At 62.2% G+C, this 25,704-nt stretch carries 26 protein-coding genes; all 26 read left to right on the forward strand.

Features of this window, described 5'->3' with window-relative positions:
• The first annotated feature begins 2 nt into the window (after window positions 1–2).
• The 26 genes from fleR to ACN8M7_RS14060 all read left to right on the forward strand — a co-directional run bounded on the left by fleR (window position 3) and on the right by ACN8M7_RS14060 (window position 25,660).
• A complete protein-coding gene (fleR, locus tag ACN8M7_RS13935) occupies window positions 3–1,418 on the forward strand; it encodes a sigma-54-dependent response regulator transcription factor FleR (RefSeq protein ID WP_490261139.1) in 1,416 nt (471 codons plus the stop codon).
• A gap of 234 nt (window positions 1,419–1,652) precedes the next feature.
• On the forward strand, window positions 1,653–1,982 hold the full coding sequence (fliE, locus tag ACN8M7_RS13940; RefSeq protein WP_017679158.1) for a flagellar hook-basal body complex protein FliE: 330 nt from the start codon (window positions 1,653–1,655) through the stop codon (window positions 1,980–1,982).
• A 10-nt stretch (window positions 1,983–1,992) separates the two neighbouring features.
• Window positions 1,993–3,780, forward strand: a complete 1,788-nt coding sequence (gene fliF / locus ACN8M7_RS13945) for a flagellar basal-body MS-ring/collar protein FliF (RefSeq protein WP_490261140.1) — start codon at window positions 1,993–1,995, stop codon at window positions 3,778–3,780.
• Window positions 3,773–4,789 carry a flagellar motor switch protein FliG gene (gene fliG, locus ACN8M7_RS13950; protein ID WP_061241412.1) on the forward strand — a complete coding sequence of 339 codons (1,017 nt, stop codon included), beginning with the start codon at window positions 3,773–3,775 and terminating at the stop codon, window positions 4,787–4,789. The genes fliF and fliG overlap by 8 nt, the downstream gene beginning before the upstream one ends.
• Before the next feature lie 3 nt (window positions 4,790–4,792).
• Complete coding sequence (fliH, locus tag ACN8M7_RS13955; RefSeq protein ID WP_490261141.1) at window positions 4,793–5,596, forward strand: flagellar assembly protein FliH; 804 nt, start codon at window positions 4,793–4,795, stop codon at window positions 5,594–5,596.
• On the forward strand, window positions 5,586–6,932 hold the full coding sequence (gene fliI, locus ACN8M7_RS13960; protein ID WP_061241409.1) for a flagellar protein export ATPase FliI: 1,347 nt from the start codon (window positions 5,586–5,588) through the stop codon (window positions 6,930–6,932). The genes fliH and fliI overlap by 11 nt, the downstream gene beginning before the upstream one ends.
• Before the next feature lie 46 nt (window positions 6,933–6,978).
• Complete coding sequence (fliJ, locus tag ACN8M7_RS13965; protein ID WP_490261142.1) at window positions 6,979–7,428, forward strand: flagellar export protein FliJ; 450 nt, start codon at window positions 6,979–6,981, stop codon at window positions 7,426–7,428.
• An 85-nt stretch (window positions 7,429–7,513) separates the two neighbouring features.
• Window positions 7,514–7,819 (forward strand): STAS domain-containing protein, encoded by a 306-nt coding sequence (locus ACN8M7_RS13970; protein ID WP_490261143.1) that lies wholly within the window; start codon window positions 7,514–7,516, stop codon window positions 7,817–7,819.
• Window positions 7,819–9,507, forward strand: coding sequence for an ATP-binding SpoIIE family protein phosphatase (locus ACN8M7_RS13975; RefSeq protein WP_061241401.1), 1,689 nt, complete (start codon window positions 7,819–7,821; stop codon window positions 9,505–9,507). Before ACN8M7_RS13970 ends, ACN8M7_RS13975 begins: the two co-directional genes overlap by 1 nt.
• Window positions 9,508–9,537: 30 nt before the next feature.
• Window positions 9,538–9,891 carry an Hpt domain-containing protein gene (locus ACN8M7_RS13980; RefSeq protein WP_061241399.1) on the forward strand — a complete coding sequence of 118 codons (354 nt, stop codon included), beginning with the start codon at window positions 9,538–9,540 and terminating at the stop codon, window positions 9,889–9,891.
• A 67-nt stretch (window positions 9,892–9,958) separates the two neighbouring features.
• The gene (locus ACN8M7_RS13985; RefSeq protein ID WP_061241394.1) at window positions 9,959–11,185 is read left to right on the forward strand and encodes a flagellar hook-length control protein FliK; all 1,227 of its coding nucleotides are present in this window, start codon (window positions 9,959–9,961) and stop codon (window positions 11,183–11,185) included.
• Between the two features lie 240 nt (window positions 11,186–11,425).
• Window positions 11,426–11,947, forward strand: coding sequence for a flagellar basal body-associated protein FliL (gene fliL, locus ACN8M7_RS13990; RefSeq protein WP_061241391.1), 522 nt, complete (start codon window positions 11,426–11,428; stop codon window positions 11,945–11,947).
• Window positions 11,948–11,959: 12 nt separating this feature from the next.
• Entirely contained in the window at window positions 11,960–12,931 is a 972-nt protein-coding gene (fliM, locus tag ACN8M7_RS13995) for a flagellar motor switch protein FliM (protein ID WP_061241387.1), read from the forward strand.
• 70 nt (window positions 12,932–13,001) lie between these two features.
• Window positions 13,002–13,478 (forward strand): flagellar motor switch protein FliN, encoded by a 477-nt coding sequence (gene fliN, locus ACN8M7_RS14000; protein WP_061241383.1) that lies wholly within the window; start codon window positions 13,002–13,004, stop codon window positions 13,476–13,478.
• A 2-nt stretch (window positions 13,479–13,480) separates the two neighbouring features.
• Entirely contained in the window at window positions 13,481–13,912 is a 432-nt protein-coding gene (gene fliO / locus ACN8M7_RS14005) for a flagellar biosynthetic protein FliO (protein ID WP_061241380.1), read from the forward strand.
• Entirely contained in the window at window positions 13,912–14,697 is a 786-nt protein-coding gene (gene fliP / locus ACN8M7_RS14010; protein WP_061241378.1) for a flagellar type III secretion system pore protein FliP, read from the forward strand. The genes fliO and fliP overlap by 1 nt, the downstream gene beginning before the upstream one ends.
• A gap of 11 nt (window positions 14,698–14,708) precedes the next feature.
• The gene (gene fliQ / locus ACN8M7_RS14015) at window positions 14,709–14,978 is read left to right on the forward strand and encodes a flagellar biosynthesis protein FliQ (RefSeq protein WP_061241377.1); all 270 of its coding nucleotides are present in this window, start codon (window positions 14,709–14,711) and stop codon (window positions 14,976–14,978) included.
• A 13-nt stretch (window positions 14,979–14,991) separates the two neighbouring features.
• Window positions 14,992–15,768 carry a flagellar biosynthetic protein FliR gene (gene fliR, locus ACN8M7_RS14020; RefSeq protein ID WP_061241374.1) on the forward strand — a complete coding sequence of 259 codons (777 nt, stop codon included), beginning with the start codon at window positions 14,992–14,994 and terminating at the stop codon, window positions 15,766–15,768.
• Between the two features lie 9 nt (window positions 15,769–15,777).
• Window positions 15,778–16,914 carry a flagellar biosynthesis protein FlhB gene (flhB, locus tag ACN8M7_RS14025; protein WP_061241371.1) on the forward strand — a complete coding sequence of 379 codons (1,137 nt, stop codon included), beginning with the start codon at window positions 15,778–15,780 and terminating at the stop codon, window positions 16,912–16,914.
• Between the two features lie 85 nt (window positions 16,915–16,999).
• The gene (gene flhA / locus ACN8M7_RS14030) at window positions 17,000–19,147 is read left to right on the forward strand and encodes a flagellar biosynthesis protein FlhA (RefSeq protein ID WP_061241368.1); all 2,148 of its coding nucleotides are present in this window, start codon (window positions 17,000–17,002) and stop codon (window positions 19,145–19,147) included.
• Between the two features lie 11 nt (window positions 19,148–19,158).
• Window positions 19,159–20,469 (forward strand): flagellar biosynthesis GTPase FlhF, encoded by a 1,311-nt coding sequence (gene flhF / locus ACN8M7_RS14035; protein ID WP_061241366.1) that lies wholly within the window; start codon window positions 19,159–19,161, stop codon window positions 20,467–20,469.
• 91 nt (window positions 20,470–20,560) lie between these two features.
• Window positions 20,561–21,391: a flagellar synthesis regulator FleN gene (fleN, locus tag ACN8M7_RS14040; protein ID WP_162843938.1), complete on the forward strand. Its 831-nt coding sequence runs from the start codon at window positions 20,561–20,563 to the stop codon at window positions 21,389–21,391.
• Window positions 21,388–22,134 (forward strand): RNA polymerase sigma factor FliA, encoded by a 747-nt coding sequence (gene fliA / locus ACN8M7_RS14045; RefSeq protein WP_061241364.1) that lies wholly within the window; start codon window positions 21,388–21,390, stop codon window positions 22,132–22,134. The genes fleN and fliA overlap by 4 nt, the downstream gene beginning before the upstream one ends.
• A 99-nt stretch (window positions 22,135–22,233) precedes the next feature.
• The gene (locus ACN8M7_RS14050) at window positions 22,234–22,608 is read left to right on the forward strand and encodes a chemotaxis response regulator CheY (protein WP_169968482.1); all 375 of its coding nucleotides are present in this window, start codon (window positions 22,234–22,236) and stop codon (window positions 22,606–22,608) included.
• Window positions 22,609–22,627: 19 nt separating this feature from the next.
• On the forward strand, window positions 22,628–23,416 hold the full coding sequence (locus ACN8M7_RS14055) for a protein phosphatase CheZ (RefSeq protein ID WP_061241362.1): 789 nt from the start codon (window positions 22,628–22,630) through the stop codon (window positions 23,414–23,416).
• 12 nt (window positions 23,417–23,428) lie between these two features.
• On the forward strand, window positions 23,429–25,660 hold the full coding sequence (locus tag ACN8M7_RS14060; RefSeq protein ID WP_490261144.1) for a chemotaxis protein CheA: 2,232 nt from the start codon (window positions 23,429–23,431) through the stop codon (window positions 25,658–25,660).
• Window positions 25,661–25,704: the final 44 nt, after the last annotated feature.

The following is a 25,704-nucleotide window of genomic DNA, read 5'->3' on the forward strand; positions in this document are numbered from 1 at the left end:
CCATGGCTGCCAAAGTCCTGCTGGTTGAAGACGATCGCGCCCTGCGCGAAGCCCTGGCCGACACCCTGTGCCTGGGCGGGCATGATTATCGGGCAGTCGATTGCGCCGAAGCCGCATTGGTCGCGTTGACCGAGGAGCCGTTCGGCCTGGTGGTCAGCGACGTCAACATGCCGGGCATGGATGGCCACCAGTTGCTGGCGCAGATTCGCAGTCGCTACCCGCAGTTGCCGGTTTTGCTGATGACGGCGTTCGGCGCGGTGGAGCGTGCAGTGGATGCCATTCGCCAGGGCGCTGCCGACTATCTGGTCAAGCCCTTCGAGCCGCGTACATTGCTGGAGCTGGTGGCCAAGCATGCTCTCGGAAAGTTGACGGCAGGGGATCGTGACGGTCCCGTGGCGCTCGAGCCGGCCAGCGTGCAGCTGCTGGAGCTGGCTTCCCGCGTGGCGCAGAGTGATTCGACGGTGATGATCACCGGCGAGTCTGGAACGGGTAAGGAGGTACTGGCGCGTTATATCCATCAACAATCGCCCCGTGCATCCGGCCCGTTCATCGCCATCAACTGTGCGGCGATTCCCGACAACATGCTCGAAGCAACATTGTTTGGCCATGAGAAGGGCGCATTCACGGGGGCGGTCACGGCGCAGCCAGGCAAGTTCGAGCTGGCCGATGGCGGGACCATTCTGCTCGACGAGATTTCCGAAATGCCGCTGGGGCTGCAGGCAAAACTGCTGCGCGTGCTGCAGGAGCGAGAGGTGGAACGGGTCGGCGCACGCAAGCCGATCAACCTGGACATTCGCGTGCTCGCCACCAGCAACCGGGATCTGGCGAGTGAGGTCGCCGCAGGGCGCTTCCGCGAGGATCTCTACTATCGTCTGTCGGTCTTCCCTCTGGCCTGGCGACCGCTGCGTGAGCGTCCTGCCGACATTCTGCCGCTGGCCGAGCGGCTGCTGGCCAAGCACGTCAAAAAAATGAATCAGGCACCGGTGCGTTTGTCCGAGTCGGCTGCGCAGAGCCTGGTGCAGCATCAGTGGCCGGGTAACGTGCGCGAGCTGGATAACGCCATTCAGCGTGCTTTGATTCTGCAGCAGGGCGGGGTGATTCAGGCCCAGGATCTCTGTCTGCACGCACCTATCGGCCAGACGGTGCAGAGCGCCGCACCGCGCCTGGCCGTCGTGCCGAGCGTTGCGCCTCCAGTGGCTCCGCCGGTCGAGTCGGCGAGCGTGGTGGATTCCGGCGCGCTTGGCGAAGACCTTCGCCGCCGCGAGTTCCAGGTGATCATCGACACCCTGCGCGCCGAGCGTGGCCGCCGCAAGGAGGCTGCCGAGCGCCTGGGTATCAGCCCGCGCACCCTGCGTTACAAGCTGGCGCAGATGCGTGACGCCGGAATGGACGTCGAGGCCTATCTGTACGCCAGCTGAGGTCGCTCGCCACGGCGCGTCGCGGCCTTTGCGGCTGCGGCGCTGCGTGGCGCTTCAGCGTCATCAGGCACCCTCTGCCTGATCCTCCGGCCGTAGGGCGCGCCGTGCGCATCGATCATGGTGCTCCGCTCTCCGCTCGTGCCGCTCTCCGAGCTTCTTTTCATTCTGGCACCCTTGTTGCAGATACCCCTGCATAGCGCCGCTAGTGTCAAAAAGCGGGCAGTGGAGGAAGTCATGAGCCAGGGTGTCGAATTCAATCGCTTGATGCTGGAAATGCGTTCCATGCAGGCCGAGGCCATGGCACGGCAGAAGCCGGCTGTGAGCGAGCCTGTGCAAGGGGCGCCGAGCTTCTCGGAAATGCTCGGCCAGGCGGTGAACAAGGTCAACGAGACCCAGCAGGCCTCCAATAAACTGGCTACCGCTTTCGAGATGGGGCAGAGCGGGGTCGATCTGACCGACGTGATGATCGCCTCGCAGAAAGCCAGCGTATCCTTCCAGGCCATGACCCAGGTTCGTAACAAGCTGGTCCAGGCTTATCAAGACATCATGCAGATGCCGGTCTGAGGGTTGATTCATGGCTGAAGCAGCAGTAGCAAACGTACCGGCCAAAGCCGATGCAGGTGAGCCCAGGAAGCCGCTGTTCGGCTTGAGCTTCCTTGAAAATCTCGCCGAGATGTCGGTGCTGCGTCAGCTCGGGCTTCTGGTCGGGCTGGCTGCCAGTGTGGCGATCGGTTTCGCCGTGGTGCTTTGGTCGCAGCAGCCGGATTATCGTCCGCTCTACGGCAGCCTCAATGGGATGGATGCCAGCCAGGTGGTCGAGACCCTGACCGCCTCCGGCATCGACTACACCATCGAACCGAACTCTGGCGCGCTGCTGGTCAAGGCCGATGATCTGGCGCGTGCACGCATGCGCTTGGCCGCCGCCGGTGTGGCGCCCACCGATAACAGCGTCGGCTTTGAAATTCTCGACCGTGAACAGGGCCTCGGCACTAGCCAGTTCATGGAGGCAACCCGCTATCGCCGCGGCCTCGAAGGTGAATTGGCGCGTACTGTCTCCAGCCTCAACAACGTCAAGGCGGCACGTGTGCACCTGGCCATGCCCAAGGCTTCGGTGTTCGTGCGTGACGAGCGCAAGCCTTCGGCCTCCGTTCTGGTCGAGCTTTACCCGGGGCGTGCGCTGGAGCCGAGCCAGGTCATGGCCATCGTCAATCTGGTCGCGACCAGCGTGCCTGAGCTGGACAAGGGCCAGGTCACCGTGGTCGATCAGAAGGGCAACCTGCTCTCCGATCAGCAGGAGTTGTCCGAGCTGACCATGGCTGGCAAGCAGTTCGACTACACCCGTCGTATGGAAACGCTGTTCACCCAGCGTGTGCACAACATTCTGCAACCTGTGCTGGGCACTGGCCGCTACAAGGCGGAAGTATCAGCTGACGTGGACTTCAGCGCGGTGGAATCCACCTCCGAGATGTTCAATCCGGATCAGCCGGCGCTGCGCAGCGAACAGCAGGTCAACGAGCAGCGCCAGAGCAGCCTGCCGCCGCAGGGGGTGCCGGGCGCGCTGTCCAACCAGCCGCCTGGCCCGGCTGCCGCACCGCAGCAGGCCGCAGGAGCCGCCGCCGCTCCGGCCGGTCCGATTGCAGCCGGGCAGCCGTTGGTCGATGCCAACGGTCAACAGATCATGGACCCGGCAACTGGACAGCCGATGCTGGCGCCGTACCCGGCAGACAAGCGCGAACAGTCCACGCGCAATTTCGAGCTCGATCGCTCCATCAGCTACACCCGTCAGCAGCAGGGGCGTCTGCGTCGTCTGTCGGTTGCCGTGGTGGTGGATGATCAGGTGCGTGTCGATCCGGCCACTGGCGAAAGCACCCGGGTGCCGTGGACAGCCGACGACCTGGCGCGGTTCACGCGTCTGGTACAGGACTCGGTGGGCTTCGATGCCAGTCGTGGCGATAGCGTCAGCGTGATCAACACGGCGTTCACCGCATCGATGGGCGAAGAGATTCCTGACATTCCGTTCTACACCCAGCCCTGGTTCTGGGACATCGTCAAGCAGGTGCTCGGCGTCCTGTTCATCCTGGTATTGGTGTTCGGTGTGCTGCGCCCGGTACTCAACAACATCACCGGTGGCGGTCGTGGCAAGGCGCTGACAGGTTCCGGCGATGTCGAGCTGGGTGAGATGGGGGGCCTGGGCGGCGAGTTGTCCGATGATCGTGTCAGCCTCGGCGGCCCGCAGAGCATTATGTTGCCCAGCCCCAGCGAGGGGTATGATGCACAATTGAACGCTATCAAGAGCCTGGTGGCGGAAGACCCAGGTCGTGTCGCCCAGGTGGTGAAAGAGTGGATCAATTCCGATGAGTGATAATCGTACCGCTACCAAGCTGACCAAGGTCGACAAGGCCGCGATTCTCCTGTTGTCGCTGGGCGAGACCGACGCCGCTCAGGTGCTGCGCCACCTGGGACCGAAGGAAGTGCAGCGCGTTGGCGTCGCCATGGCCGGTATGCGCAACATCCACCGCGAGCAAGTCGAGCAGGTGATGGGCGAGTTCGTCGACATCGTCGGCGACCAGACCAGCCTGGGCGTGGGTTCTGACGGCTACATCCGCAAGATGCTCACCGCAGCGCTGGGCGAGGACAAGGCTGGCAACCTCATCGACCGCATCCTGCTCGGTGGCAGCACCAGCGGCCTGGACAGTCTTAAATGGATGGAACCGCGCGCCGTGGCCGATGTGATTCGCTACGAGCACCCGCAGATTCAGGCCATCGTGGTCGCCTACCTCGACCCCGACCAGGCGGGTGAAGTGCTCAGTCATTTCGATCACAAGGTGCGCCTGGACATCATCCTGCGCGTGTCTTCGCTCAATACCGTGCAGCCCTCGGCACTCAAGGAACTCAACCAAATCCTCGAGAAGCAGTTCTCCGGCAGTGCCAATACCACACGCGCCAGCATGGGCGGCGTCAAACGTGCGGCAGACATCATGAACTTCCTCGACAGCTCGGTGGAAGGCCAGTTGATGGACTCCATTCGCGAAGTGGACGAAGACCTGTCGACGCAGATCGAGGACCTCATGTTCGTCTTCGACAACCTGGCCGATGTCGACGACCGTGGCATCCAGGCACTGATGCGCGAAGTCTCGTCCGAAGTGCTGGTGTTGGCGCTCAAGGGCGCCGACGAGGCGATCAAGGACAAGGTGTTCAAGAACATGTCCAAGCGTGCGGCCGAGCTGCTGCGCGACGACCTGGAAGCCAAGGGGCCGGTGCGCGTCAGCGACGTGGAAGGTGCGCAGAAGGAAATTCTCACCATTGCCCGGCGTATGGCCGAAGCCGGAGAGATCGTGCTCGGCGGCAAGGGTGGCGAGGAAATGGTTTAAGCCATGGCAGCCAAGGAGCCTGAGAGCGAGCTGATTCGCGCCAAGGATCTGGGCACATTCGACCGTTGGGCGCTGCCCAGCTTCGATGCGCCGGGCGCAGAGCCGAGCGACGCCGATGCGGCCGCAGATGAGCAGGCGCAAGCGCCTGCCGCGGCCGTAGAGGAGCAGGATGCTGCGCAGGTCGAGGAAATCGCCCTCGAAGATGTCAAACCACTGACGCTCGATGAGCTTGAGGCCATCCGCCAGGATGCCTACAACGAAGGCTTCGCCACCGGCGAGAAGGACGGCTTTCATGCCGGCCAGATCAAGGCCAAACAGGAGGCCGATGCCGCGCTGGCGCTGAAGGTCGGCAGCCTGGAAACGCTCATGTCGCAGTTGCTCGAGCCCATTGCCGAGCAGGACCAGCAGATGGAAGTGGCCATGGTGCGCCTGGTCAGTCATATGGTGCGCGAGGTCATTCAGCGCGAGCTCAACACGGACTCCAGCCAGATTCGCCAAGTGCTGCGCGAAGCACTCAAGTTGCTGCCCATGGGCGCCGACAACGTGCGCATCCAGATCAACCCGCAAGACTTCGAAACCATCAAAGCGCTGCGTGAGCGTCACGAGGAAAGCTGGCGCATTCTCGAGGACGACAGCTTGCTGCCGGGCGGCTGCCGCATCGAGACCGAGCACAGTCAGATCGATGCCAGTGTCGAGACGCGCATGGCGCAGGCTCTCAAGCAATTGTTCGAGCAGCAGCGCGCGCAAGCTACCCAGCCGCCCGAGGCGGACATCAATCTGGAACTGGACAGCGCCGATGCGCCTTGATCGTGTGAGCTTCGCCCGGCGTCTGGAGGGCTACAGCGATGCGATCAGCCTGCCCAGTCAGCCCATACTCGAAGGTCGTCTGCTGCGCATGGTCGGCCTCACCCTGGAAGCCGAAGGCTTGCGTGCGGCAATTGGCAGTCGCTGCCTGGTCATCAATGAAGACAGCTATCACCCGGTCCAGGTCGAGGCCGAGGTCATGGGCTTTTCCGCTGGCAAGATCTACCTGATGCCGGTCGGCAGCCTGGCTGGCATCGCGCCAGGCGCACGGGTCGTGCCGCTGCCGGACGCCGGGCGCTTGCCCATGGGCATGTCCATGCTGGGGCGAGTGCTCGACGGCGCAGGGCGCGCGTTGGACGGCAAGGGCGGAATGAAGGCCGAAGACTGGGTGCCGATGGATGGTCCCAGCATCAACCCGCTCAAGCGTGACCCCATCAGTCAGCCGCTGGATGTCGGCATCCGTTCGATCAACGGCCTGCTTACCGTCGGACGCGGTCAGCGTCTGGGCCTGTTCGCCGGTACCGGCGTGGGCAAGTCCGTGCTGCTGGGCATGATGACCCGGTTCACCGAGGCCGAAATCATCGTGGTCGGGTTGATTGGCGAGCGGGGGCGTGAGGTCAAGGAGTTCATCGACGAAATTCTCGGCGAAGAGGGCATCAAGCGTTCCGTGGTGGTCGCTTCGCCGGCCGACGATGCGCCGCTGATGCGTCTGCGCGCCGCGCAGTATTGCACGCGCATCGCTGAATATTTCCGCGACAAGGGCAAGAACGTCCTGCTGCTGATGGACTCACTGACCCGTTATGCCCAGGCTCAGCGTGAAATTGCCCTGGCCATCGGTGAGCCGCCAGCGACCAAGGGCTATCCACCCTCGGTATTCGCCAAACTGCCGAAACTGGTCGAGCGTGCCGGTAATGCCGAAGCCGGTGGTGGTTCGATCACCGCCTTCTACACGGTCCTGAGTGAGGGCGATGACCAGCAGGACCCCATCGCCGACGCCGCGCGCGGCGTGCTCGACGGACACTTCGTCCTGGCTCGCCGCCTGGCCGAAGAGGGGCACTATCCGGCAATCGATATCGAGGCGTCCATCAGCCGGGTCATGCCGCAGGTGGTACCGCCTGAGCAGCTCAAGCAGGCGCAGCGTTTCAAGCAGCTGTGGTCGCGTTATCAGCAAAGTCGCGATCTGATCAGCGTCGGGGCCTATGTTCCTGGTGGTGATGCAGATACTGACCTGGCCATCGCGCGCCAGCCGCTGATGGCTCAGTACCTGCGCCAGGGCCTGGATGACAGCGTGGGCATGCAGCAGAGCCGAGAACAACTGGCCACCGTGCTAGGGCAATGATGCTGTTGACCCGAAAATCCTGTGACGTCGGTGAGGTCATGCAGCCATGAGTCTCAGTCGCGCCAAGCGTCTGCAGCCGGTCGTCGAAATGGCAGAAAGGGCCGAGCGCGAGGCAGCCCGCCAGCTCGGGCATTGCAAGGGGTTGGTAGGCCAGGCCGAAGCCAAGCTGGGCGAGTTGGAACGTTTTCGCGGTGACTATCAGCAGCAGTGGATCAGCGAGGGCAGCAAGGGCGTTTCCGGCCAGTGGCTTATGAACTATCAACGCTTTTTGTCGCAACTGGAAACGGCGGTCGGCCAACAGCAGCAGAGCCTCGAGTGGCATCGTGCCAACCTTGAGAAGGTGCGCGCCGTGTGGCAGCAGCGCTATGCGCGGCTCGAAGGGCTGCGCAAGCTGGTGCAGCGCTACATAGACGAAGCCCGATTGGCCGAGGACAAGCGTGAGCAGAAATTGCTCGACGAGCTGGCGCAACGCCTGGTCGATCGCGGTGAATCCTGAATAGAAGTTGTTTCGTCGCCTGCCAGATGCTACACCTTGAGACGTGAACCGCCCCATTTGGCAGAGTCTCGACAAAGGAGTAGACATGGCCATCACTTCGCAGCCGTCCGCGGACGGACAAGAGCTGACCATTGTGATTCGAGGACGCTTCGACTTCGCCTCTCATCAGGAGTTTCGCGACGCCTACGAGCGTGTAAGCGTCGCGCCCAAGCGCTATCAGGTCGATTTGCGTGATACCAGTTACCTGGATAGTTCGGCGCTGGGCATGTTGCTGCTGTTACGTGACCATGCCGGCGGCGATTCTGCGCAAATCCGTCTGCTCAATTGCAGCAGCGATGTGCGCAAGATCCTTGCGATCTCCAACTTCGAGCAGCTGTTTCAGATCAGCTGATGCCTGATCGTCTTGCGATTCTGATTGCCGAGGACAACGCGGCTGATCGCATGCTGCTGTCCACCATCGTCAGTCGCCAGGGCCATCGCGTGCTTACCGCCAGCAATGGCCTGGAGGCGGTGGCGCTATTCGAGCAGGAGCGCCCGCACCTGGTGTTGATGGATGCGCTGATGCCGGTCATGGATGGCTTCGAGGCTGCCCGGCGGATCAAGCAGCAGGCCGGCGAGGCGCTGGTGCCTATCATCTTTCTCACTTCGTTGACCGAAGGTGAGGCGCTGGTGCGTTGCCTCGAGGCCGGTGGCGATGACTTTCTCGCCAAGCCCTACAACCGGGTGATACTCGAAGCCAAGATCGGTGCGATGGACCGCCTGCGCCGGCTGCATGACACGGTGCTGCGGCAACGCGACCTGATCGCCCGGCACAACGAGCATCTGCTGCGTGAGCAGCGCGTGGCCAAGGCGGTATTCGACAAGGTGGCGCATTCCGGTTGCCTGGATGCGCCGAACATCCGCTACATGCAGTCGCCTTATGCGCTGTTCAACGGCGATCTGCTACTGGCCGCGTACAACCCGTCCGGTGGCATGCATGTGCTGCTTGGCGACTTCACCGGCCATGGCTTGCCGGCGGCCATTGGCGCCATGCCGCTGGCCGAGGTGTTCTACGGCATGACTGCCAAGGGGCATGCGCTCGCCGAAATCCTTCGCGAGATCAACGCCAAGCTCAAGCGTATCCTGCCGGTCGGCGTTTTCTGCTGCGCCACCGTGCTCAATATCAGCAGCAAGCGGGGTTTGCTCGAAGTCTGGAACGGCGGGCTGCCCGATGGCTACCTGCTGCATGCCGATGGCCGTCCGCGTCAGCCTTTGGTGTCACGCCATCTGCCGTTGGGGATTCTAGGGCCTGCGGCCTTCAGCGACCGTTGTGAGGTCTACCCGCTGGCGCCTGGGGATCGCATTTTCCTGCTCAGTGACGGTGTTCTCGAAGCCAGCGACAAGCAAGGGGAGTTGTTCGGCGAGGCGCGCCTGCTCGGTCTGCTGGATGCCAATCGCCAACCGCAGGCGCTGTTCGAGGAAATCCAGCAGGCGCTGGTGGCATTTCGCGGTGAGCAACAGGACGATGTCAGCATGGTCCAGGTCGGTTTGGCCGAAGACGATGAACGTCCCCGGCCGCTGGCCTTTGCCGACAGCGGCCAGAGTAGCGTGATGGACTGGTCGGCCAGTTTCGAGTTTCGTGCACTGAGTCTGCGTCATTTCAACCCTTTGCCGTTTCTGCTGCAGCTGCTGCTGGACGTGCAAGCACTGCGGCCACGTGGCGGTGAGCTGTATACCGTGCTCGCCGAGCTCTACTCCAATGCGTTGGAGCATGGTGTGATGGGCCTGGACTCGTCGCTCAAGAGGGATGCCAGTGGCTTTGCCGAGTACTACCGGGAGCGGCGTCTGCGCCTGGCGTCGCTGCATGACGGCTATGTGCGTTTTCATCTGCAGATGCTGCCCGAGACGAACGGCGGTCGGCTGATCGTGCGAGTGGAAGACAGCGGGCCTGGTTTCGACCCAGCCAGTGTCATCGATACGGCCGATGATGCGCTCTGTGGGCGGGGGCTGTCGTTGGTGCGTGAGCTAAGCGATGGCTTCGGGCATTGCTCCGACGGACGGGGCGTCAGCGTGGAGTTTTGCTGGTCCACTGAGGCATAATTCGCGCTTCGATGTTCATGGAGTGACCCAGTGTCCGATATCCATCTCGACGATGCTGTCCTGGCATCCTTGCAGGATGTCATGGAGGACGAATATCCGATTCTGCTCGATACCTTCGTGGCCGACTCCGAAGAGCGCGTGCGCCTGCTGCATGAGGCTCAGGCCGAAGGCGATGCTCAGGGGGTGCGTCTGGCTGCCCACAGTTTCAAGGGCAGTTGCAGCAACATGGGCGCGGTGCTGCTGGCTAGCCTGTGCAAAGAGCTGGAGGACGCGGGGCGGCGCGACGAGCTGGAACTGGTTCCGGCCCTGATCGAGCAGATCGAGCGCGAGTTTGCGATTGTCCGCATTCTCTTCAAATCCGAGCGTCAGCGTTACCGCGTCTGACGTCTTCTCACAAGTTGGCCCGTCCTTTGCTCTGATCCAGTCACGACCCATCAGACGGAGAGCGTCCATGTCCGCGTTGCCCGACCTACGCCTGCAGGCTACGCCTGAGGTGAAGAGCAAAGCGAAGCCGCCGGCCAAAGCGCCGGAGCCCAGCAAGAACGGTGCTTCCAGCTTTGCCGAGGTATATGCCAAGGAGCGCCAGGCCAAGCCCGGCGAGCGCGCTGGCAGTACCGATAAAACTAGCCAGGAGCAGAAGTCTGCGCCGTCAGCAGAAGAGTCCGATAGCGCTTCTGCTGCCGCCGAAGAGCCTGCGGTTGCCGCGTCCGGCAATTCCTTGCCGACGCAGGAGGGGGCTGAAGAAGAGCTCGATCCGTTGCTGGCAATGGCGCTGAGCGGCATTCAGGCGCAAGTCGACGATGCCCAGGTAACCGAGGAGTCGCCGGATCTGCCGGCGCTGGTGATAACCGGCGCCAAAGGCGAAGGCGTCGAGAATGCCGATCCAGTGTTGGAGGAAGAGGCGCTCGACCCATTGGCGCAGCTCAAGCTGCCAGCGGATGAGGCGGGCAAGGCGCAGTTGCCTCAGGACGCCGCGAACAAGAGTGCGCGAGTGGCAACCAGCACGGACTTCGCCGCTGCCATGGCCTCCATGGGCAAGGGCGAAGAGTCGACCGAGAGCACTGAGGAGGCGGCGCTGGATCTGCCACTGGAAAGCCTGGCCAAGGACACTCAGGAGAGTCTCAAGGACAGCGTTCAGCCCAATCGTCCGGATCAGTTCGTCAGCAAGCTCAATGCGTTGACGCAGGCGCTCAATCACCAGACCGGCGCCGCTCAGCGGGCGCCTCTGGTGCCCGGTCAGCCAGTGGCGATGCATCAGGGGGGCTGGAGCGAGGCGGTGGTGGATCGCGTCATGTGGCTGTCCAGTCAGAACCTCAAGTCGGCTGAAATTCAGCTCGATCCGGCGGATTTGGGGCGTCTCGAGGTGCGGGTGAACATGTCTCAGGATCAGGCCCAGGTGACCTTCGCCAGCCCCAATGCCGGGGTGCGGGAGGCGCTGGAAGGGCAGATGCACCGCCTGCGTGAGCTGTTCGCGCAGCAAGGCATGAACCTGGCCGATGCCAACGTCTCCGATCAATCGCTCAACCGCGGCTGGCAGGGGCAGGGCGAAGGCGGTCGGGGCGGCTCCGGCTCGCGTGGCGACTCGCTTGCCGGTGATGAGTTGCAAGCAGTTGCTCATCAGGATGTGCGTAGCGAACGTCTGGCCTCGGGTCGTGGGTTGGTCGATTACTACGCGTGAGTGACGTCAGGGTTGGGTAGTCGCACTGACCAATGTCCGGTGAGCGTCGATCCTCCGCTAGACTTGCATTCGCCCGGGTTGCCAAAAGGCACCCGGGCGAATGCATTTAGGGTGACAGCAAGGAGCTGGCGCTGTTAAATCCGCAGCCCAGAGTTAGACAAGCCTGCTCATATGCTGGCATAACACTTGCTCTTAACCCTTTGAATGCGGAAAGAACTCCGATAGTGACGGATTATTGGCATGGCTAAGAAAGAAGCAGCACCGGCTGCCGACGGACAACCCGCCGGCAAGAGCAAGCTGAAACTCATCATCCTGATCGTGGTGGGGCTGCTGCTGGCCGTCGGCCTGTCCGTGGGTGGTACCTGGTTCATTCTCAGCAAGGGTGACAAGCACGAGGAGACCAAGCCAGAAGAGGCTGCGGCTGAGGCGGCTCCAGCGCATCAGCCGGCCATCTACCAGGACCTGATGCCGGCCTTCGTGGTCAATTTCAACTACCAGAACCGTACCCGCTACCTGCAGGTGAGCATGGCGTTGATGGGCCGTGATGCAGCCGGTATGGAGAAGCTCAAGGTGCATATGCCGGTACTGCGCAATCGCCTGGTGATGCTGCTGTCCGGTCAGGACTTTGCCACGCTGCAAACGCCGCTGGGCAAGGAGATGCTCCTGCAGCAGGCGCTGGCCAGCGTGCAGGAGCTGGCGCAGAAGGAAACCGGCAGCACTGTGGTCGAGCAGGTGCTGTTCACCAATTTCGTGTTGCAGTAGCGGGAGCCGAAGATGGCCGTGCAAGACCTGCTTTCCCAGGACGAGATCGATGCGCTGTTGCATGGTGTTGACGACGGTCTGGTCGAAACCGAGGACGCTGCGGAGCCTGGGAGCGTCAAGCAATATGACCTGACCAGCCAGGATCGTATCGTCCGTGGGCGCATGCCGACCCTGGAGATGATCAACGAGCGTTTCGCCCGTTATACCCGCATCAGCATGTTCAACCTGCTGCGTCGTTCGGCTGACGTCGCCGTCGGTGGCGTGCAGGTGATGAAGTTCGGCGAATACGTGCACTCGCTGTACGTGCCGACCAGCCTCAACCTGGTGAAAATGAAGCCGTTGCGTGGCACCGGACTGTTCATCCTCGACGCCAAGCTGGTGTTCAAGCTGGTGGACAACTTCTTCGGCGGCGATGGGCGTCACGCCAAGATCGAAGGCCGCGAATTCACCCCTACCGAATTGCGCGTGGTGCGCATGGTGCTCGATCAGGCCTTCGTCGATCTGCGCGAGGCCTGGCACGCGGTAATGGACATCAATTTCGAATACGTCAACTCCGAGGTCAACCCGGCGCTGGCCAACATCGTCAGCCCCAGTGAGGTGGTGGTGGTGTCCACCTTCCACATCGAACTCGACGGCGGTGGTGGCGACCTGCACATCACGATGCCGTACTCGATGATCGAGCCGATTCGCGAAATGCTCGATGCCGGTTTCCAGTCCGATGTCGACGACCAGGACGAGCGTTGGATCAAGGCGCTGCGCGAGGACATTCTCGATGTCAGCGTACCGCTGGGCGCTACCGTTGCCCGCCGCCAGCTGAGGCTGCGCGACATCCTGCATATGCAGCCGGGCGATGTAATCCCGGTGGAGCTGCCCGAGAACGTGGTCATGCGCGCCAATGGCGTGCCGACCTTCAAGGTCAAGTTGGGTGCACACAAGGGCAATCTGGCCCTGCAGGTGCTGGAGCCCATCGAACGCCAGCGCTGAGGCGCTGGTAACTCTTCAGGGCTGACAAGCCCGATGCGAACGAATAGCTGGAGCCAGGCGAGGAAAGACGATGGCAGACGAAGAAAACACCTCTCCCGAGGAGCAGGCACTGGCCGATGAGTGGGCCGCGGCGCTGGCCGAGGCGGGCGATGCCGATCAGGACGATATCGATGCGATGCTGGCCGGGCAGGCCGCTGCTGAGCCTGCGCAACCTGCAGCACCCCGTGCACCGATGGAAGAATTTGGCAGCGCTCCGCCGCCGAGCAATCTGCCGGTGAACCTGGATGGGCCGAACCTGGATGTGATTCTCGACATTCCGGTGTCGATTTCCATGGAGGTGGGCAACACCGACATCACCATCCGTAACCTGCTGCAGCTCAACCAGGGCTCGGTGATCGAACTCGATCGTCTGGCCGGCGAGCCACTCGACGTTCTGGTCAATGGCACCCTGATCGCTCATGGTGAAGTGGTGGTGGTCAACGAGAAGTTCGGCATCCGCCTGACGGACGTGATCAGCCCCAGCGAACGTATCAAGAAGCTGCGCTGATCATGGCCCGACTCATCGCGTTACTGTTGGTGCTGCCGGGTTTGGCGCTGGCTGCCGAACCCGCCGGCAAGGCTGCCACGCCCATGGCTGGCAGTGATATCGCCGGCCAGCTCGGCCAATTGTTGCTGGGCCTGTTGCTGGTCATCGGGCTGATCTTCCTGCTTGCCTGGCTGCTGCGCCGCGTGCAGCGACTGAGCCCGCGTGGCGGGCAGGTGATCAAGCTGCTGTCGAGCCAGGCGCTCGGCCCGCGTGATCGCCTGGTGCTGGTGCAGGTGGGTAACGAGCAGATTCTGCTGGGCCTGTCGGCGGGGCGCATCACGCCTTTGCATGTACTCAAGGAGCCGGTGCACCTGCCAGACGCCGAGCCTGCCACACCGGAGTTCGCCCAGCGCCTGATGGAGCTGCTGGGCAAGGATCAGAAGGACAAATCCTGATGCTGCGCTTGTTGCTGGTGCTGGTGCTGAGCCTGGCCGCTTCACTGGCTTTCGCCGAAGATCCGCCTGGCGCCACTACGCTGATTCAGCAGGGCAACAACCCGCTGTCGATCCCGGCCATCACGCTGTCCACCGACGCTCAGGGGCAGCAGGAATACTCGGTCAGTCTGCAGATTCTGCTGATCATGACGGCGCTGAGTTTCATCCCGGCGTTCGTCATGCTGATGACCAGCTTCACGCGGATCATCATCGTCTTCTCCATCCTGCGGCAGGCGCTGGGTCTGCAACAGACGCCGTCGAACCAGATCCTGGTGGGGTTGGCGCTGTTTCTCACGATGTTCATCATGGCGCCGGTGTTCGACCGCATCAACAACGACGCCCTGCAGCCCTATCTCAACGAAGAGATCGTTGCCCAGGAGGCGTTGACGCGGGCTGAGGGGCCGATTCGCGACTTCATGCTGGCGCAGACCCGCGAGAGTGATCTAGCGCTGTTCGTGCGCCTGTCCAAGCGTACCGACCTGGCGGGTGTCGAGGACGTGCCGCTGACCATCCTGGTGCCGGCGTTCGTCACCTCCGAGCTGAAGACCGCGTTCCAGATCGGCTTCATGATCTTCATTCCGTTTCTGATCATCGACATGGTGGTCGCCAGCATCCTCATGGCAATGGGCATGATGATGCTTTCGCCACTGATCATCTCATTGCCGTTCAAGATCATGCTGTTCGTCCTGGTCGACGGCTGGGCGCTGATCATGGGGACGCTTGCCGCCAGTTTCGGCACGATATAGCGAGGCTCACGATGACTCCCGAGGTAGCAGTTGATCTGTTTCGCGAAGCGCTCTGGCTGATCGTGCTGATCGTTGGTCTGGCAGTGGTGCCGAGCCTGCTGGTGGGCCTGGTGGTCGCCATGTTTCAGGCGGCTACGCAGATCAACGAACAGACCCTGAGCTTCCTGCCGCGTCTGATGGTGATGCTACTGACTCTGATCTGGGCCGGCCCCTGGCTGGTGAGCCAGTTGATGGAGTACACCCAGACGTTGATACAGAACATTCCGTACCTCATAGGTTGAGGGGCAGGGCGCGATGCTGGAGTTGAGCAACGAGCAAATCAGCGCCTGGGTCGGCCAGTTTCTGCTGCCGTTGTTTCGCATCGCCGCAATGTTGATGGTCATGCCGATCTTCGGTACCCAGTTGGTGCCGACGCGCGTGCGGCTCTACCTGGCGCTGGCCATCAGCGTGCTGCTGGTGCCGACATTGCCGCCAATGCCGCAGGTGGACGCGCTGAGCCTGCGCAGTCTGTTGCTGATCCTCGAGCAGGTGCTCATCGGTGCCATGTTCGGTTTCATCCTGCAGCTGTTCTTCCACCTGTTCGCCGTGGCCGGACAGATCATTGCCATGCAGATGGGGTTGGGCTTCGCCTCGATGGTCGATCCGGCCAACGGCGTCTCCGTGCCGGTGCTCGGCCAGTTCATGCTGATGTTGGTGACCTTGCTGTTTTTGGCCATCAACGGTCACCTGGTGGCATTGGAAATTTTGGCGGAGAGCTTCGTCACCCTGCCGTATGGCCAGGGGATGATGGTCAATCACTACTGGGAGCTGGTCGGCAAGCTGGGCTGGGTGATCGGCGCCGGCCTGCTGTTGACCCTGCCTGCCGTCACCGCCTTGCTGGTGATCAACCTGGCATTCGGCGTGATGACCCGCGCTGCGCCGCAGCTGAACATCTTTTCCATCGGTTTCCCGCTGACCCTGGCCATGGGCCTGGTGATCTTCTGGGTAAGTCTCTCCGACTTCGGCAGCCTGTTCCAGGCGCTGGCCAGCGAAGCCCTGCAGCAGTTGGGCGAATTCGCCCTGACGCGATGAGGGGCGAGCATGGCTGAGAGCGAAAGTGGCGCCGACAAGAGCGAGGAACCCACAGGCAAGCGGCTTGAAGAGTCGCGCAAGAAAGGTCAGATCGCTCGCTCCAAGGAGCTCAACACCCTGGCGGTGACCCTCACCGGCACCGTGGCCCTGATCATCTTCGGCGCCTACATGGGCAATGCGCTGCTGGATATCATGCGCGGTAATTTCAGCCTGCCGCGTGACGTGTTGATGAACGAGGGCAGCATGGCGCTGCACCTGCTGGCCTCGGGCAAGCAGGCGCTGCTGGCGGCGCAGCCATTTCTGATCGCCTTGCTGATCGCCTCCGTGATCGGCCCCATTGCGTTGGGCGGCTGGCTGTTTTCTGCCGAAGCGCTGCAACCCAAGGCCAGCCGGATGAACCCTCTGGCCGGCCTTAAACGTATGTTTTCGGTTCAGGCTTTGGTCGAGTTGCTCAAGGCACTGGCCAAGTTTCTGGTGATTCTCGCAGTCGCCCTGGTGGTGCTGTCGGTGGACCAGGACGACCTGCTGGCGATTGCCAACGAGCCGCTCGAAGCCGCCATCCTGCATAGCCTCAAGGTGGTTGGCTGGAGTGCGTTCTGGTTGTCGTGCGGCTTGATCCTGATCGCGGCGGTGGATGTGCCGTTCCAGCTGTGGAGTCACAAGCAGAAGCTGATGATGACCAAGCAGGAAGTGCGCGACGAGTACAAGGACACCGAGGGCAAGCCCGAGGTCAAGGGCCGTATTCGCCAGCTGCAGCGGGAAATGGCCGAGCGGCGGATGATGCAGGCCGTACCGCAGGCCGACGTGGTGATCACCAACCCGACCCACTTCGCGGTGGCGCTCAAGTACGACCCGGAGAATGGCGGGGCTCCGGTGATGCTGGCTAAGGGTGGCGACTTCCTGGCGCTGAAAATTCGTGAGATTGCCCAGGAGCACCAGGTGATGGTGCTGGAGTCGCCGGCCCTGGCGCGTGCCGTGTATTACTCCACCGAGCTGGATCAGGAGATTCCTGCAGGCCTGTACCTGGCAGTGGCTCAGGTGCTGGCCTACGTCTATCAGCTGCGGCAATACCGGGCGGGCAAGGGCAAGCGGCCCGGTCCGTTGCCGGATCTGCCGATCCCTGCGGACCTGCGTCGCGACTCGTAAAGAGCGCCTTGCACGCTACTGCGTCATTTCTGGAACGCTTCTTGCCATTACCCCTTCAAGGCGCATTTTCGCGTCAAAAGATTGAATGGCTCGGGGTAGGGACGTGGCAGTAGATCGCGCACAGTTAATCGGTGATGTTCGCAGCAATCTGGCGGGCTTGCGTCACGGCAATCTGGGGATTCCCCTGCTGCTGCTGGTCATGCTCGGCATGGTCATGCTGCCGATCCCACCCTTCCTGCTGGACGTGTTGTTCACCTTCAGCATCGCGCTGTCGATCGTGGTGTTGCTGGTCAGTATCTACGCGCTGCGCCCGCTGGATTTCGCGGTTTTCCCGACCATTCTGCTGGCCGCCACGCTGCTGCGTCTGGCGCTGAACGTCGCTTCAACGCGGGTGGTGCTGCTCAACGGGCATGAGGGGCACGGCGCTGCTGGCCAGGTGATCCAGGCCTTTGGCGAGGTGGTGATCGGCGGCAACTACGTGGTCGGTATCGTGGTCTTCGCCATCCTCATGATCATCAACTTCGTGGTGGTCACCAAGGGTGCCGGGCGTATTTCCGAAGTCAGCGCGCGTTTCACCCTGGATGCCATGCCCGGCAAGCAGATGGCTATCGATGCCGACCTCAATGCCGGCCTGATCGATCAGGTCGAGGCCAAGAAGCGCCGCAGCGAAGTGGCTCAAGAAGCCGATTTCTACGGCTCCATGGACGGTGCCAGCAAGTTCGTTCGCGGTGACGCCATCGCCGGTCTGCTGATCCTGTTCATCAACCTCATCGGCGGTATCGCCATCGGCGTGCTGCAGCACAGCCTGGCCTTCTCCGATGCGGGCAAGGTCTACACCCTGCTGACCATCGGTGACGGTCTGGTAGCGCAGATTCCCTCCCTGTTGCTGTCCACGGCGGCAGCGGTGATGGTGACCCGCGTATCCACCTCCGAGGACATGGGCGCGCAGGTCAATCGGCAGATGTTCGCCTCGCCCCGTGCGCTGGCCGTGGCGGCGGCGATCATGATCGCCATGGGCCTGGTGCCGGGCATGCCGCACTTTTCCTTCATCGGCCTGGGTCTGATCGCTGCGGGTGGCGCGTACTGGATCGCCCACCGCCAGCGCAAGATCAAGGAAGAAGAGGTCAAGGAAGTCCAGCGTCAACAGGAGCTGCTGCCGGCGCAGAAGGCTCAGGAGGTCAAGGAGCTGGGCTGGGATGACGTGACTCCGGTGGATATGGTCGGCCTGGAAGTGGGGTATCGGCTGATCCCGCTGGTCGATCGCAACCAGGGTGGCCAACTGCTGGCGCGGATCAAGGGGGTGCGCAAGAAGCTCTCGCAGGAAATGGGTTTCCTCATGCCTTCGGTGCATATCCGCGACAACCTCGATCTGGCGCCCAATGCCTATCGTTTGACGCTGATGGGCGTCAGCGTCGCCGAGGCAGAGGTCTATCCGGATCGTGAGCTGGCGATCAACCCCGGTCAGGTGTTCGGTCCGCTCAATGGTATCGCCGCCAAGGATCCGGCGTTCGGCCTGGAAGCGGTATGGATCGATCCCAGTCAGCGCGATCAGGCGCAATCGCTGGGCTACACCGTGGTCGACGCCAGCACCGTGGTCGCCACTCATCTCAATCAGATCCTGCACAAGCATGCTCACGAGCTGCTGGGGCACGAGGAAGTGCAGCAACTGTTGCAATTGCTGGCCAAGAGCTCGCCCAAACTGGCCGAGGAGCTGGTGCCGGGGCTGGTGTCGCTGTCGACCTTGCTCAAGGTATTGCAGGCGTTGCTGCAGGAGCAGGTGCCGGTGCGCGACATCCGTACCATTGCCGAGGCGATCGCCAACGTCGCGCCAAAGAGTCAAGATCCCGCCGCCATGGTCGCTGCCGTTCGCGTTTCGCTGGCCCGCGCCATCGTGCAAAGCGTTGTGGGACTAGAGCCGGAGCTGCCTGTGATCACCCTTGAGCCAAGGTTGGAACAGATATTGCTGAACAGTCTTCAGAAGGCCGGTCAGGGCAGTGAGGATGGCATCCTCCTCGAACCTGGCATGGCCGAGAAGCTGCAGCGTTCCCTGGTGGAAGCGGCGCAGCGCCAGGAAATGCTCGGCAAGCCGGTGATTCTGCTGGTGGCCGGACCGGTCCGGGCGATGCTCTCGCGCTTCGCGCGGCTGGCGGTGCCCAGCATGCATGTGCTGGCGTACCAGGAAATTCCGGACAACAAGCAGGTCACCATAGTCGCTACGGTTGGCCAGAACTGAGGTAAAGGGTCATGCAGGTCAAACGCTTCTTCGCCGCCGATATGCGGACCGCCATGAAACTGGTGCGTGACGAGTTGGGTGCCGACGCCTCGATCATCGGCAATCGCCGTGTCGCCGGTGGCGTCGAGTTGACTGCTGCGCTGGACTACCAGGCGCCGGCGCCGGTGCGTGCGAATCCCGCGCTGGAGGCCGAGTTGCGCAAGACCCAGGCGCGTATTGCCAACGCCCAGGCCGAGCTGACCACGCGTGCCGAACAGGATGGCGGCAAGGATCGTCAACTGTTCGCCAACGAATCGCTGCTGGCACCCGAGCTGCTGGCAACGCCGGTCAAACCGCAGCGCCCGGTCGAAGCCGCAGCGCCTGCCACGCCCGCAGTCGATCCACGGGCGCTGGATGCCATGCGTTTCGAACTGCACGGCCTGCGCGAGCTGATTGAGGTGCAACTGGGCTCCATCGCCTGGGGGCAACTGCAAACTCGTCGTCCGCAACAGGCCAATCTGTGGCGTCGTCTGCAACGCATGGGCTTGTCCGCCGAACTGTCGCAGGCGCTGCTGAGCAAGGTGGCTGGCGTTGCCGAGCCGCGTCAGGCCTGGCGCATGCTGCTGGCGCATCTGGCGCATGCGATCAAGACGCCCAAGGTCGAGCCACTGGAGGAGGGCGGTGTCATCGCTCTGGTCGGCCCGGCTGGCATGGGCAAAACCACCACGCTGGCCAAGCTGGCTGCACGCTACGTGCTTAAGTACGGCTCGCAACAGGTCGCTCTGGTCAGTATGGACAGCTTCCGCATCGGTGCGCAGGAGCAACTCAAGACCCTCGGGCGTATCCTCGGTGTATCGGTGACCCAGGTCGATCCGGGGCAGTCTCTGCTGCAATCCCTGGCGCCGCTAGCCAAGAAACGCGTGGTGCTGGTCGATACCGCCGGCTTGCCGGGCAACGATCCCGCCTTGCGCCTGCAACTGGAAAGTCTGGCTTCGGCGCGCATCAAGGCAAAAAATTATCTGGTACTGGCTGCAACAAGTCAGAGCCAAGTGCTCAAGGCGGCCTACCATAGTTACAAGCGTTGTGGCCTTTCAGGCTGCATACTGACGAAACTGGACGAGGCCGCGAGCCTGGGCGAGGTTTTAGGCCTGGCTATAGGCCAGCAACTGCCGGTAGCCTATGTGACAGACGGACCGCGGATTCCGGACAATCTGCAGGTGCCGCGCAGCCATCAGCTGGTGAGCCGGGCAGTAGGTTTGCAGGCCGCCGAGGAGCCAAGTGAAGATGCCATGGCGCAGATGTTCGCCGGCCTCTATCACAACCCGACGCAGCGAGCCGGCTGAAGCGGCGATAATGTTGCACCCTCTCGCGCAGGTTGTGTGGGAGTGAACGGCCTGACGGCCAAGTCGAAGTTAGACAAGGTGTAAAGAGAACATGGGTATGCATCCCGTACAGGTGATTGCGGTGACTGGCGGCAAGGGTGGCGTCGGTAAGACCAACGTGTCGGTCAATCTGTCCATGGCCCTGGCCGATCTCGGTCGCCGGGTAATGCTGATGGACGCCGACCTTGGTCTGGCCAACGTCGACGTTCTGTTGGGGTTGACGCCCAAGCGCACGCTGGCCGATGTGATCGCCGGCGAGTGCGATCTGCGTGACGTGCTGTTGCAAGGGCCGGGCGGTGTCCGCATCGTGCCGGCAGCCTCCGGCACGCAGAGTATGGTCAGCCTGACGCCAATGCAGCACGCCGGCTTGATCCAGGCGTTCAGCGATATCAGCGAGAATCTCGACGTGCTGGTGATCGATACCGCGGCAGGTATCGGCGACGCGGTAGTGAGCTTCGTTCGCGCCGCGCAGGAAATCCTCGTGGTGGTGTGCGACGAGCCCACTTCAATCACCGACGCCTACGCGCTGATCAAGCTGCTCAACCGTGATCACGGCATCAGTCGCTTTCGCGTGTTGGCCAACATGGCCCACAGTCCGCAGGAAGGTCGCAATCTCTTTGCTAAGCTGACCAAGGTGACGGATCGCTTCCTCGATGTTGCTCTGCAGTATGTCGGTGCCGTGCCCTATGACGAGTGCGTGCGCAAAGCCGTACAGAAGCAGCGTGCTGTGTATGAAGCCTTCCCTCGCTCCAAGTGCGCTCTGGCGTTCAAGGCGATAGCTCAGAAGGTTGACACCTGGCCGCTGCCGGCCAATCCCCGTGGCCATCTGGAGTTTTTCGTCGAGCGTCTGGTGCAGCAACCGACTGCAGACTCGGCCGTATGACAGCAGCCTCTGGACTTCGTATGTACAACAAGGCTCAGGCGCAGGATTCCCAGCATCAGCTGATCGAGCGCTACGCGCCTCTGGTCAAGCGTATCGCCTACCACCTGCTGGCCCGCTTGCCGGCCAGCGTGCAGGTCGACGATCTGATTCAGGCCGGCATGATCGGCCTGCTCGAAGCCTCGCGCAAATACGACTCCAGCAAGGGTGCCAGCTTTGAAACGTTCGCCGGTATTCGCATTCGCGGCTCCATGCTCGACGAGGTGCGCAAGGGTGACTGGGCGCCTCGTTCGGTACACCGCAACAGCCGGATGGTCAGCGATGCGATTCGCGCCGTAGAGGCGAGAACCGGACGTGACGCTAAAGATCACGAGGTTGCGGCCGAACTCCAATTGAGTCTGGAGGATTACTACGGCATTCTTGGCGACACTTTGGGCAGCCGCCTGTTCAGCTTCGACGACCTGGTGCAGGACGGCGAGCACGGCGGGTTGCACGAAGACGCCGGGCACACCCACCTCGAACCTTCGCGGGACCTCGAAGACGAACGTTTCCAGACGGCTTTGGCCAATGCCATTGCCGGTTTGCCGGAGCGTGAACGCCTCGTGCTGGCGCTGTATTACGATGAAGAACTGAACTTGAAAGAAATCGGTGAAGTGCTGGGGGTTAGCGAGTCACGTGTGAGCCAGTTGCACAGCCAATGCGCAGCGCGTCTGCGTTCACGGTTGAGCGAATGGCGCGCTGGCTGAAGGCGACGTACTCGCAGGCGGAAGCGGTTTCACGATTAAAGGACGTAGTTGCAAGCGCAATACGTTTGGGACTGTACGGAGGTCGACTTGGACAAGAACATGAAAATCCTCATCGTTGACGATTTCTCGACGATGCGACGGATCATCAAGAACCTCTTGCGGGATTTGGGTTTCACCAACACCGCGGAAGCCGATGACGGCACCTCGGCGCTGCCGATGCTGCAGAGCGGCAGCTTCGACTTTCTGGTGACCGACTGGAACATGCCGGGCATGACCGGTATCGACCTGCTGCGTGCCGTGCGTGCCGATGAGCGCCTCAAGCATCTGCCAGTGCTGATGGTGACCGCTGAAGCCAAGCGCGATCAGATCATCGAGGCGGCTCAGGCCGGCGTGAATGGTTATGTGGTCAAACCCTTCACTGCCCAGGTGCTGAAGGAAAAGATCGAGAAGATCTTCGAGCGGGTCAACGGCTGATGTCAGCCGCGAGGGTGCTATGGAACACGATGATTCCACGATGGGCGATCTTGAGTCGTCCCTGAAAACCAATGCCCGTGAGCTGGTTGATAGCCTCGAAAAAGGTAACTTCGGCAACGCGGTGCAACTGATCAACGAGCTCAACAAGGTTCGTGATCGAGGTCTTTATCACGAGGTCGGCAAACTGACCCGTGAGCTGCACAACGCTATTGTCAATTTTCAGCTCGACCCGCGCATGCCGCATGCTCAGGAGCTGTCGCAGATCGCCGACGCGACCGAGCGCCTCAACTACGTCGTAACCATGACCGAGAAGGCTGCCAACCGGACCATGGATCTGGTCGAGCAGAGCGCGCCGCTGGTCAATGACCTGAGCGACGAGGCGCAGAGCCTGGGCGTCGAATGGGGTCGCTTCATGCGCCGTGAAATCGGTGCCGATGGTTTCCGTGAACTGGCCAAGCGCGTCGAGCTGTTTCTCGCCCGTAGCGAACGAGATGGCGCCAAGCTGTCCGGCCACCTCAACGACATTCTGCTGGCGCAGGATTACCAGGACCTTACCGGTCAGGTGATCAAGCGTGTCACCCAACTGGTGACCGAAGTGGAAAGCAACCTGCTCAAGCTGATGCTCATGGCCAGCCAGGTCGACCGTTTTGCCGGTATTCAGCACGATCACGAAGAGCTGCGCACCGAACAGGAAAAATTAAAAGAGCCATCGCGGGGTGAAGGTCCACAGATTCATGCCGATAAGCGTGATGACGTCGCCTCCAGCCAGGACGATGTAGATGACCTGCTGTCCAGCCTAGGGTTCTAAGGAGCACACAATATGAGCTTCGGCGCCGATGAAGAGATCCTCCAGGATTTTCTGGTAGAGGCCGGCGAGATTCTCGAACAGTTGTCCGAACAATTAGTCGAGCTGGAAAGCCGACCGGACGACATGAACCTGCTCAACGCCATCTTCCGCGGTTTCCATACCGTGAAGGGCGGAGCGGGTTTCCTCCAGCTCAACGAGCTGGTTGAATGCTGCCATATCGCCGAAAACGTCTTCGACATCCTGCGCAAGGGTGAGCGTCGCGTCGACTCGGAACTGATGGATGTGGTGCTCGAGGCTCTTGATGCTGTCAATGGCATGTTCGGCGAGGTGCGTGAGCGCCGCGAGCCGACGCCTGCCACGCCGGAGCTGCTGGCCGCACTGGCGCGCCTGGCTGAACCGGCAGGTGCCGAGCCGGCGCCTGCGCCGGTACAGCAGGCCGAGCCTGAGCCGGAACCAGAGCCCGCGTCCGTTGCCGCGCCTGTCGCGTCTGGCGACATCACCGATAGCGAATTCGAGCAACTGCTCGACGCGCTGGGTGAGGCCCCGGCGACCAATGCGAGCCCTGAACCCAGTGCTGGTGGCGACGAGATCACCGACGACGAGTTCGAATCGCTGCTCGATCAGCTACATGGCAAGGGGCAGTTCGCCGGTACGGTCGAGCCCCCTGTCGCTGCGCCAGTGGCCTCGGCTCCGGCAGCCGCGCCGGCAGGCGATGACATCACCGACGACGAGTTCGAAGCGCTGCTCGACCAGTTGCATGGCAAAGGTCAGTTCTCCGCTGCGGCCGAAGCGGCAGCGCCAGTCGCTGCTGTTGCCGCCGCACCAGCTCCGGCTGGTGACGAGATCACCGACGACGAATTCGAATCCTTGCTCGATCAGTTGCACGGCAAGGGCAAGTTCGTGCCGCCTAGCGAGCCGACGCCTGCGCCTGCAGCCGCTGAAAAACCGCTTGCCACACCCAAGGCCGCTGCGCCGGCAGCCAAGCCTGCTGCGGCCAAGTCTGAGCCTGCACCTGCGCCTGCCCGTGCTCCTGCCGCATCGGCTCCGGCCGCTGACAAGGCACCTGCCGCGAGCGAAGCGGAAACCACCGTACGGGTCGATACCGCACGTCTCGACGAAATCATGAACATGGTCGGCGAGCTGGTGCTGGTGCGTAACCGTCTGGTGCGCCTGGGGCTCAATAGCGGCGACGAAGCCATGTCCAAGGCGGTGTCGAACCTCGATGTGGTCACGGCGGATCTGCAGACCTCAGTGATGAAGACCCGCATGCAGCCGATCAAGAAGGTCTTCGGCCGCTTCCCGCGCCTGGTCCGCGATCTGGCGCGTAACTTGAAGAAGGAAATTAACCTCGAGCTGGTGGGCGAGGAGACCGATCTCGACAAGAACCTGGTCGAGGCGCTGGCCGACCCGCTGGTGCACTTGGTGCGCAACGCCGTCGACCACGGCGTGGAAACCCCCGAAGAACGCGAGAAGGCTGGCAAGGCCCGCGCAGGCCGCGTGGTGCTGTCCGCCGAGCAGGAAGGCGACCATATCCTGTTGTCGATCACCGATGACGGAAAAGGTATGGATGCCGACGTGCTGCGTGCCAAGGCGGTGGAGAAAGGCCTGCTGGACAAGGACGCAGCCGATCGTCTCAACGAGTTCGAATGCTACAACCTGATCTTCGCCCCGGGTTTCTCGACCAAGACCGAGATTTCCGACGTGTCCGGCCGTGGCGTGGGCATGGACGTGGTCAAGACCAAGATCACCCAGCTCAACGGCACGGTGAACGTGTTCTCGCAGAAGGGCCAGGGTTCGAAGATCATCATCAAGGTGCCGCTGACCCTGGCGATCATGCCGACGCTGATGGTGATGCTGGAAAATCAGGCCTTCGCCTTCCCGCTGGTCAACGTCAACGAGATCTTCCACCTCGACCTGTCGCGCACTAACGTGGTCGACGGCCAGGAGGTGGTGATCGTGCGCGACAAGGCGTTGCCGCTGTTCTATCTCAAGCGCTGGCTGGTGCCGCAGGCCTTCCACGAAGGGCAGCGCGAAGGTCACGTGGTGATTCTCACCGTTGGCAGCCAACGCATCGGTTTTGTCGTCGATCAATTGGTCGGTCAGGAAGAAGTGGTAATCAAGCCACTGGGCAAGATGCTGCAAGGCACGCCCGGGATGTCTGGCGCCACGATCACCGGCGACGGACGCATCGCGTTGATTCTCGACGTACCGAGCATGCTCAAGCGCTACGCTCGACGTTTCTGATGTTTTGCGGCGCGGGCCATGGCTTCGCGCCGTCTAGGAGAGTG

The sequence above is a fragment of the Pseudomonas spartinae genome (assembly GCF_965197125.1).
Taxonomy (GTDB): Bacteria; Pseudomonadota; Gammaproteobacteria; order Pseudomonadales; family Pseudomonadaceae; genus Aquipseudomonas; species Aquipseudomonas composti_A.

What these genes read in the sequence shown, in the direction of transcription:
- ACN8M7_RS13985 (WP_061241394.1), top strand. Translation starts at nt 9,959, where the DNA reads ATGTCCGCGTTGCCCGACCTACGCCTGCAGGCTACGCCTGAGGTGAAG.
- ACN8M7_RS14055 (WP_061241362.1), top strand. Translation starts at nt 22,628, where the DNA reads ATGGAACACGATGATTCCACGATGGGCGATCTTGAGTCGTCCCTGAAA.
- fliL (WP_061241391.1), top strand. Translation starts at nt 11,426, where the DNA reads ATGGCTAAGAAAGAAGCAGCACCGGCTGCCGACGGACAACCCGCCGGC.
- flhB (WP_061241371.1), top strand. Translation starts at nt 15,778, where the DNA reads ATGGCTGAGAGCGAAAGTGGCGCCGACAAGAGCGAGGAACCCACAGGC.
- fliA (WP_061241364.1), top strand. Translation starts at nt 21,388, where the DNA reads ATGACAGCAGCCTCTGGACTTCGTATGTACAACAAGGCTCAGGCGCAG.
- flhF (WP_061241366.1), top strand. Translation starts at nt 19,159, where the DNA reads ATGCAGGTCAAACGCTTCTTCGCCGCCGATATGCGGACCGCCATGAAA.
- fliR (WP_061241374.1), top strand. Translation starts at nt 14,992, where the DNA reads ATGCTGGAGTTGAGCAACGAGCAAATCAGCGCCTGGGTCGGCCAGTTT.
- fliG (WP_061241412.1), top strand. Translation starts at nt 3,773, where the DNA reads ATGAGTGATAATCGTACCGCTACCAAGCTGACCAAGGTCGACAAGGCC.
- fleN (WP_162843938.1), top strand. Translation starts at nt 20,561, where the DNA reads ATGGGTATGCATCCCGTACAGGTGATTGCGGTGACTGGCGGCAAGGGT.
- ACN8M7_RS13975 (WP_061241401.1), top strand. Translation starts at nt 7,819, where the DNA reads ATGCCTGATCGTCTTGCGATTCTGATTGCCGAGGACAACGCGGCTGAT.
- fliO (WP_061241380.1), top strand. Translation starts at nt 13,481, where the DNA reads ATGGCCCGACTCATCGCGTTACTGTTGGTGCTGCCGGGTTTGGCGCTG.
- fliP (WP_061241378.1), top strand. Translation starts at nt 13,912, where the DNA reads ATGCTGCGCTTGTTGCTGGTGCTGGTGCTGAGCCTGGCCGCTTCACTG.
- ACN8M7_RS14060 (WP_490261144.1), top strand. Translation starts at nt 23,429, where the DNA reads ATGAGCTTCGGCGCCGATGAAGAGATCCTCCAGGATTTTCTGGTAGAG.
- fliN (WP_061241383.1), top strand. Translation starts at nt 13,002, where the DNA reads ATGGCAGACGAAGAAAACACCTCTCCCGAGGAGCAGGCACTGGCCGAT.
- fliM (WP_061241387.1), top strand. Translation starts at nt 11,960, where the DNA reads ATGGCCGTGCAAGACCTGCTTTCCCAGGACGAGATCGATGCGCTGTTG.
- fliH (WP_490261141.1), top strand. Translation starts at nt 4,793, where the DNA reads ATGGCAGCCAAGGAGCCTGAGAGCGAGCTGATTCGCGCCAAGGATCTG.
- flhA (WP_061241368.1), top strand. Translation starts at nt 17,000, where the DNA reads ATGGCTCGGGGTAGGGACGTGGCAGTAGATCGCGCACAGTTAATCGGT.
- ACN8M7_RS13970 (WP_490261143.1), top strand. Translation starts at nt 7,514, where the DNA reads ATGGCCATCACTTCGCAGCCGTCCGCGGACGGACAAGAGCTGACCATT.
- fliJ (WP_490261142.1), top strand. Translation starts at nt 6,979, where the DNA reads ATGAGTCTCAGTCGCGCCAAGCGTCTGCAGCCGGTCGTCGAAATGGCA.
- fleR (WP_490261139.1), top strand. Translation starts at nt 3, where the DNA reads ATGGCTGCCAAAGTCCTGCTGGTTGAAGACGATCGCGCCCTGCGCGAA.
- ACN8M7_RS14050 (WP_169968482.1), top strand. Translation starts at nt 22,234, where the DNA reads ATGAAAATCCTCATCGTTGACGATTTCTCGACGATGCGACGGATCATC.
- fliE (WP_017679158.1), top strand. Translation starts at nt 1,653, where the DNA reads ATGAGCCAGGGTGTCGAATTCAATCGCTTGATGCTGGAAATGCGTTCC.
- fliF (WP_490261140.1), top strand. Translation starts at nt 1,993, where the DNA reads ATGGCTGAAGCAGCAGTAGCAAACGTACCGGCCAAAGCCGATGCAGGT.
- fliI (WP_061241409.1), top strand. Translation starts at nt 5,586, where the DNA reads ATGCGCCTTGATCGTGTGAGCTTCGCCCGGCGTCTGGAGGGCTACAGC.
- fliQ (WP_061241377.1), top strand. Translation starts at nt 14,709, where the DNA reads ATGACTCCCGAGGTAGCAGTTGATCTGTTTCGCGAAGCGCTCTGGCTG.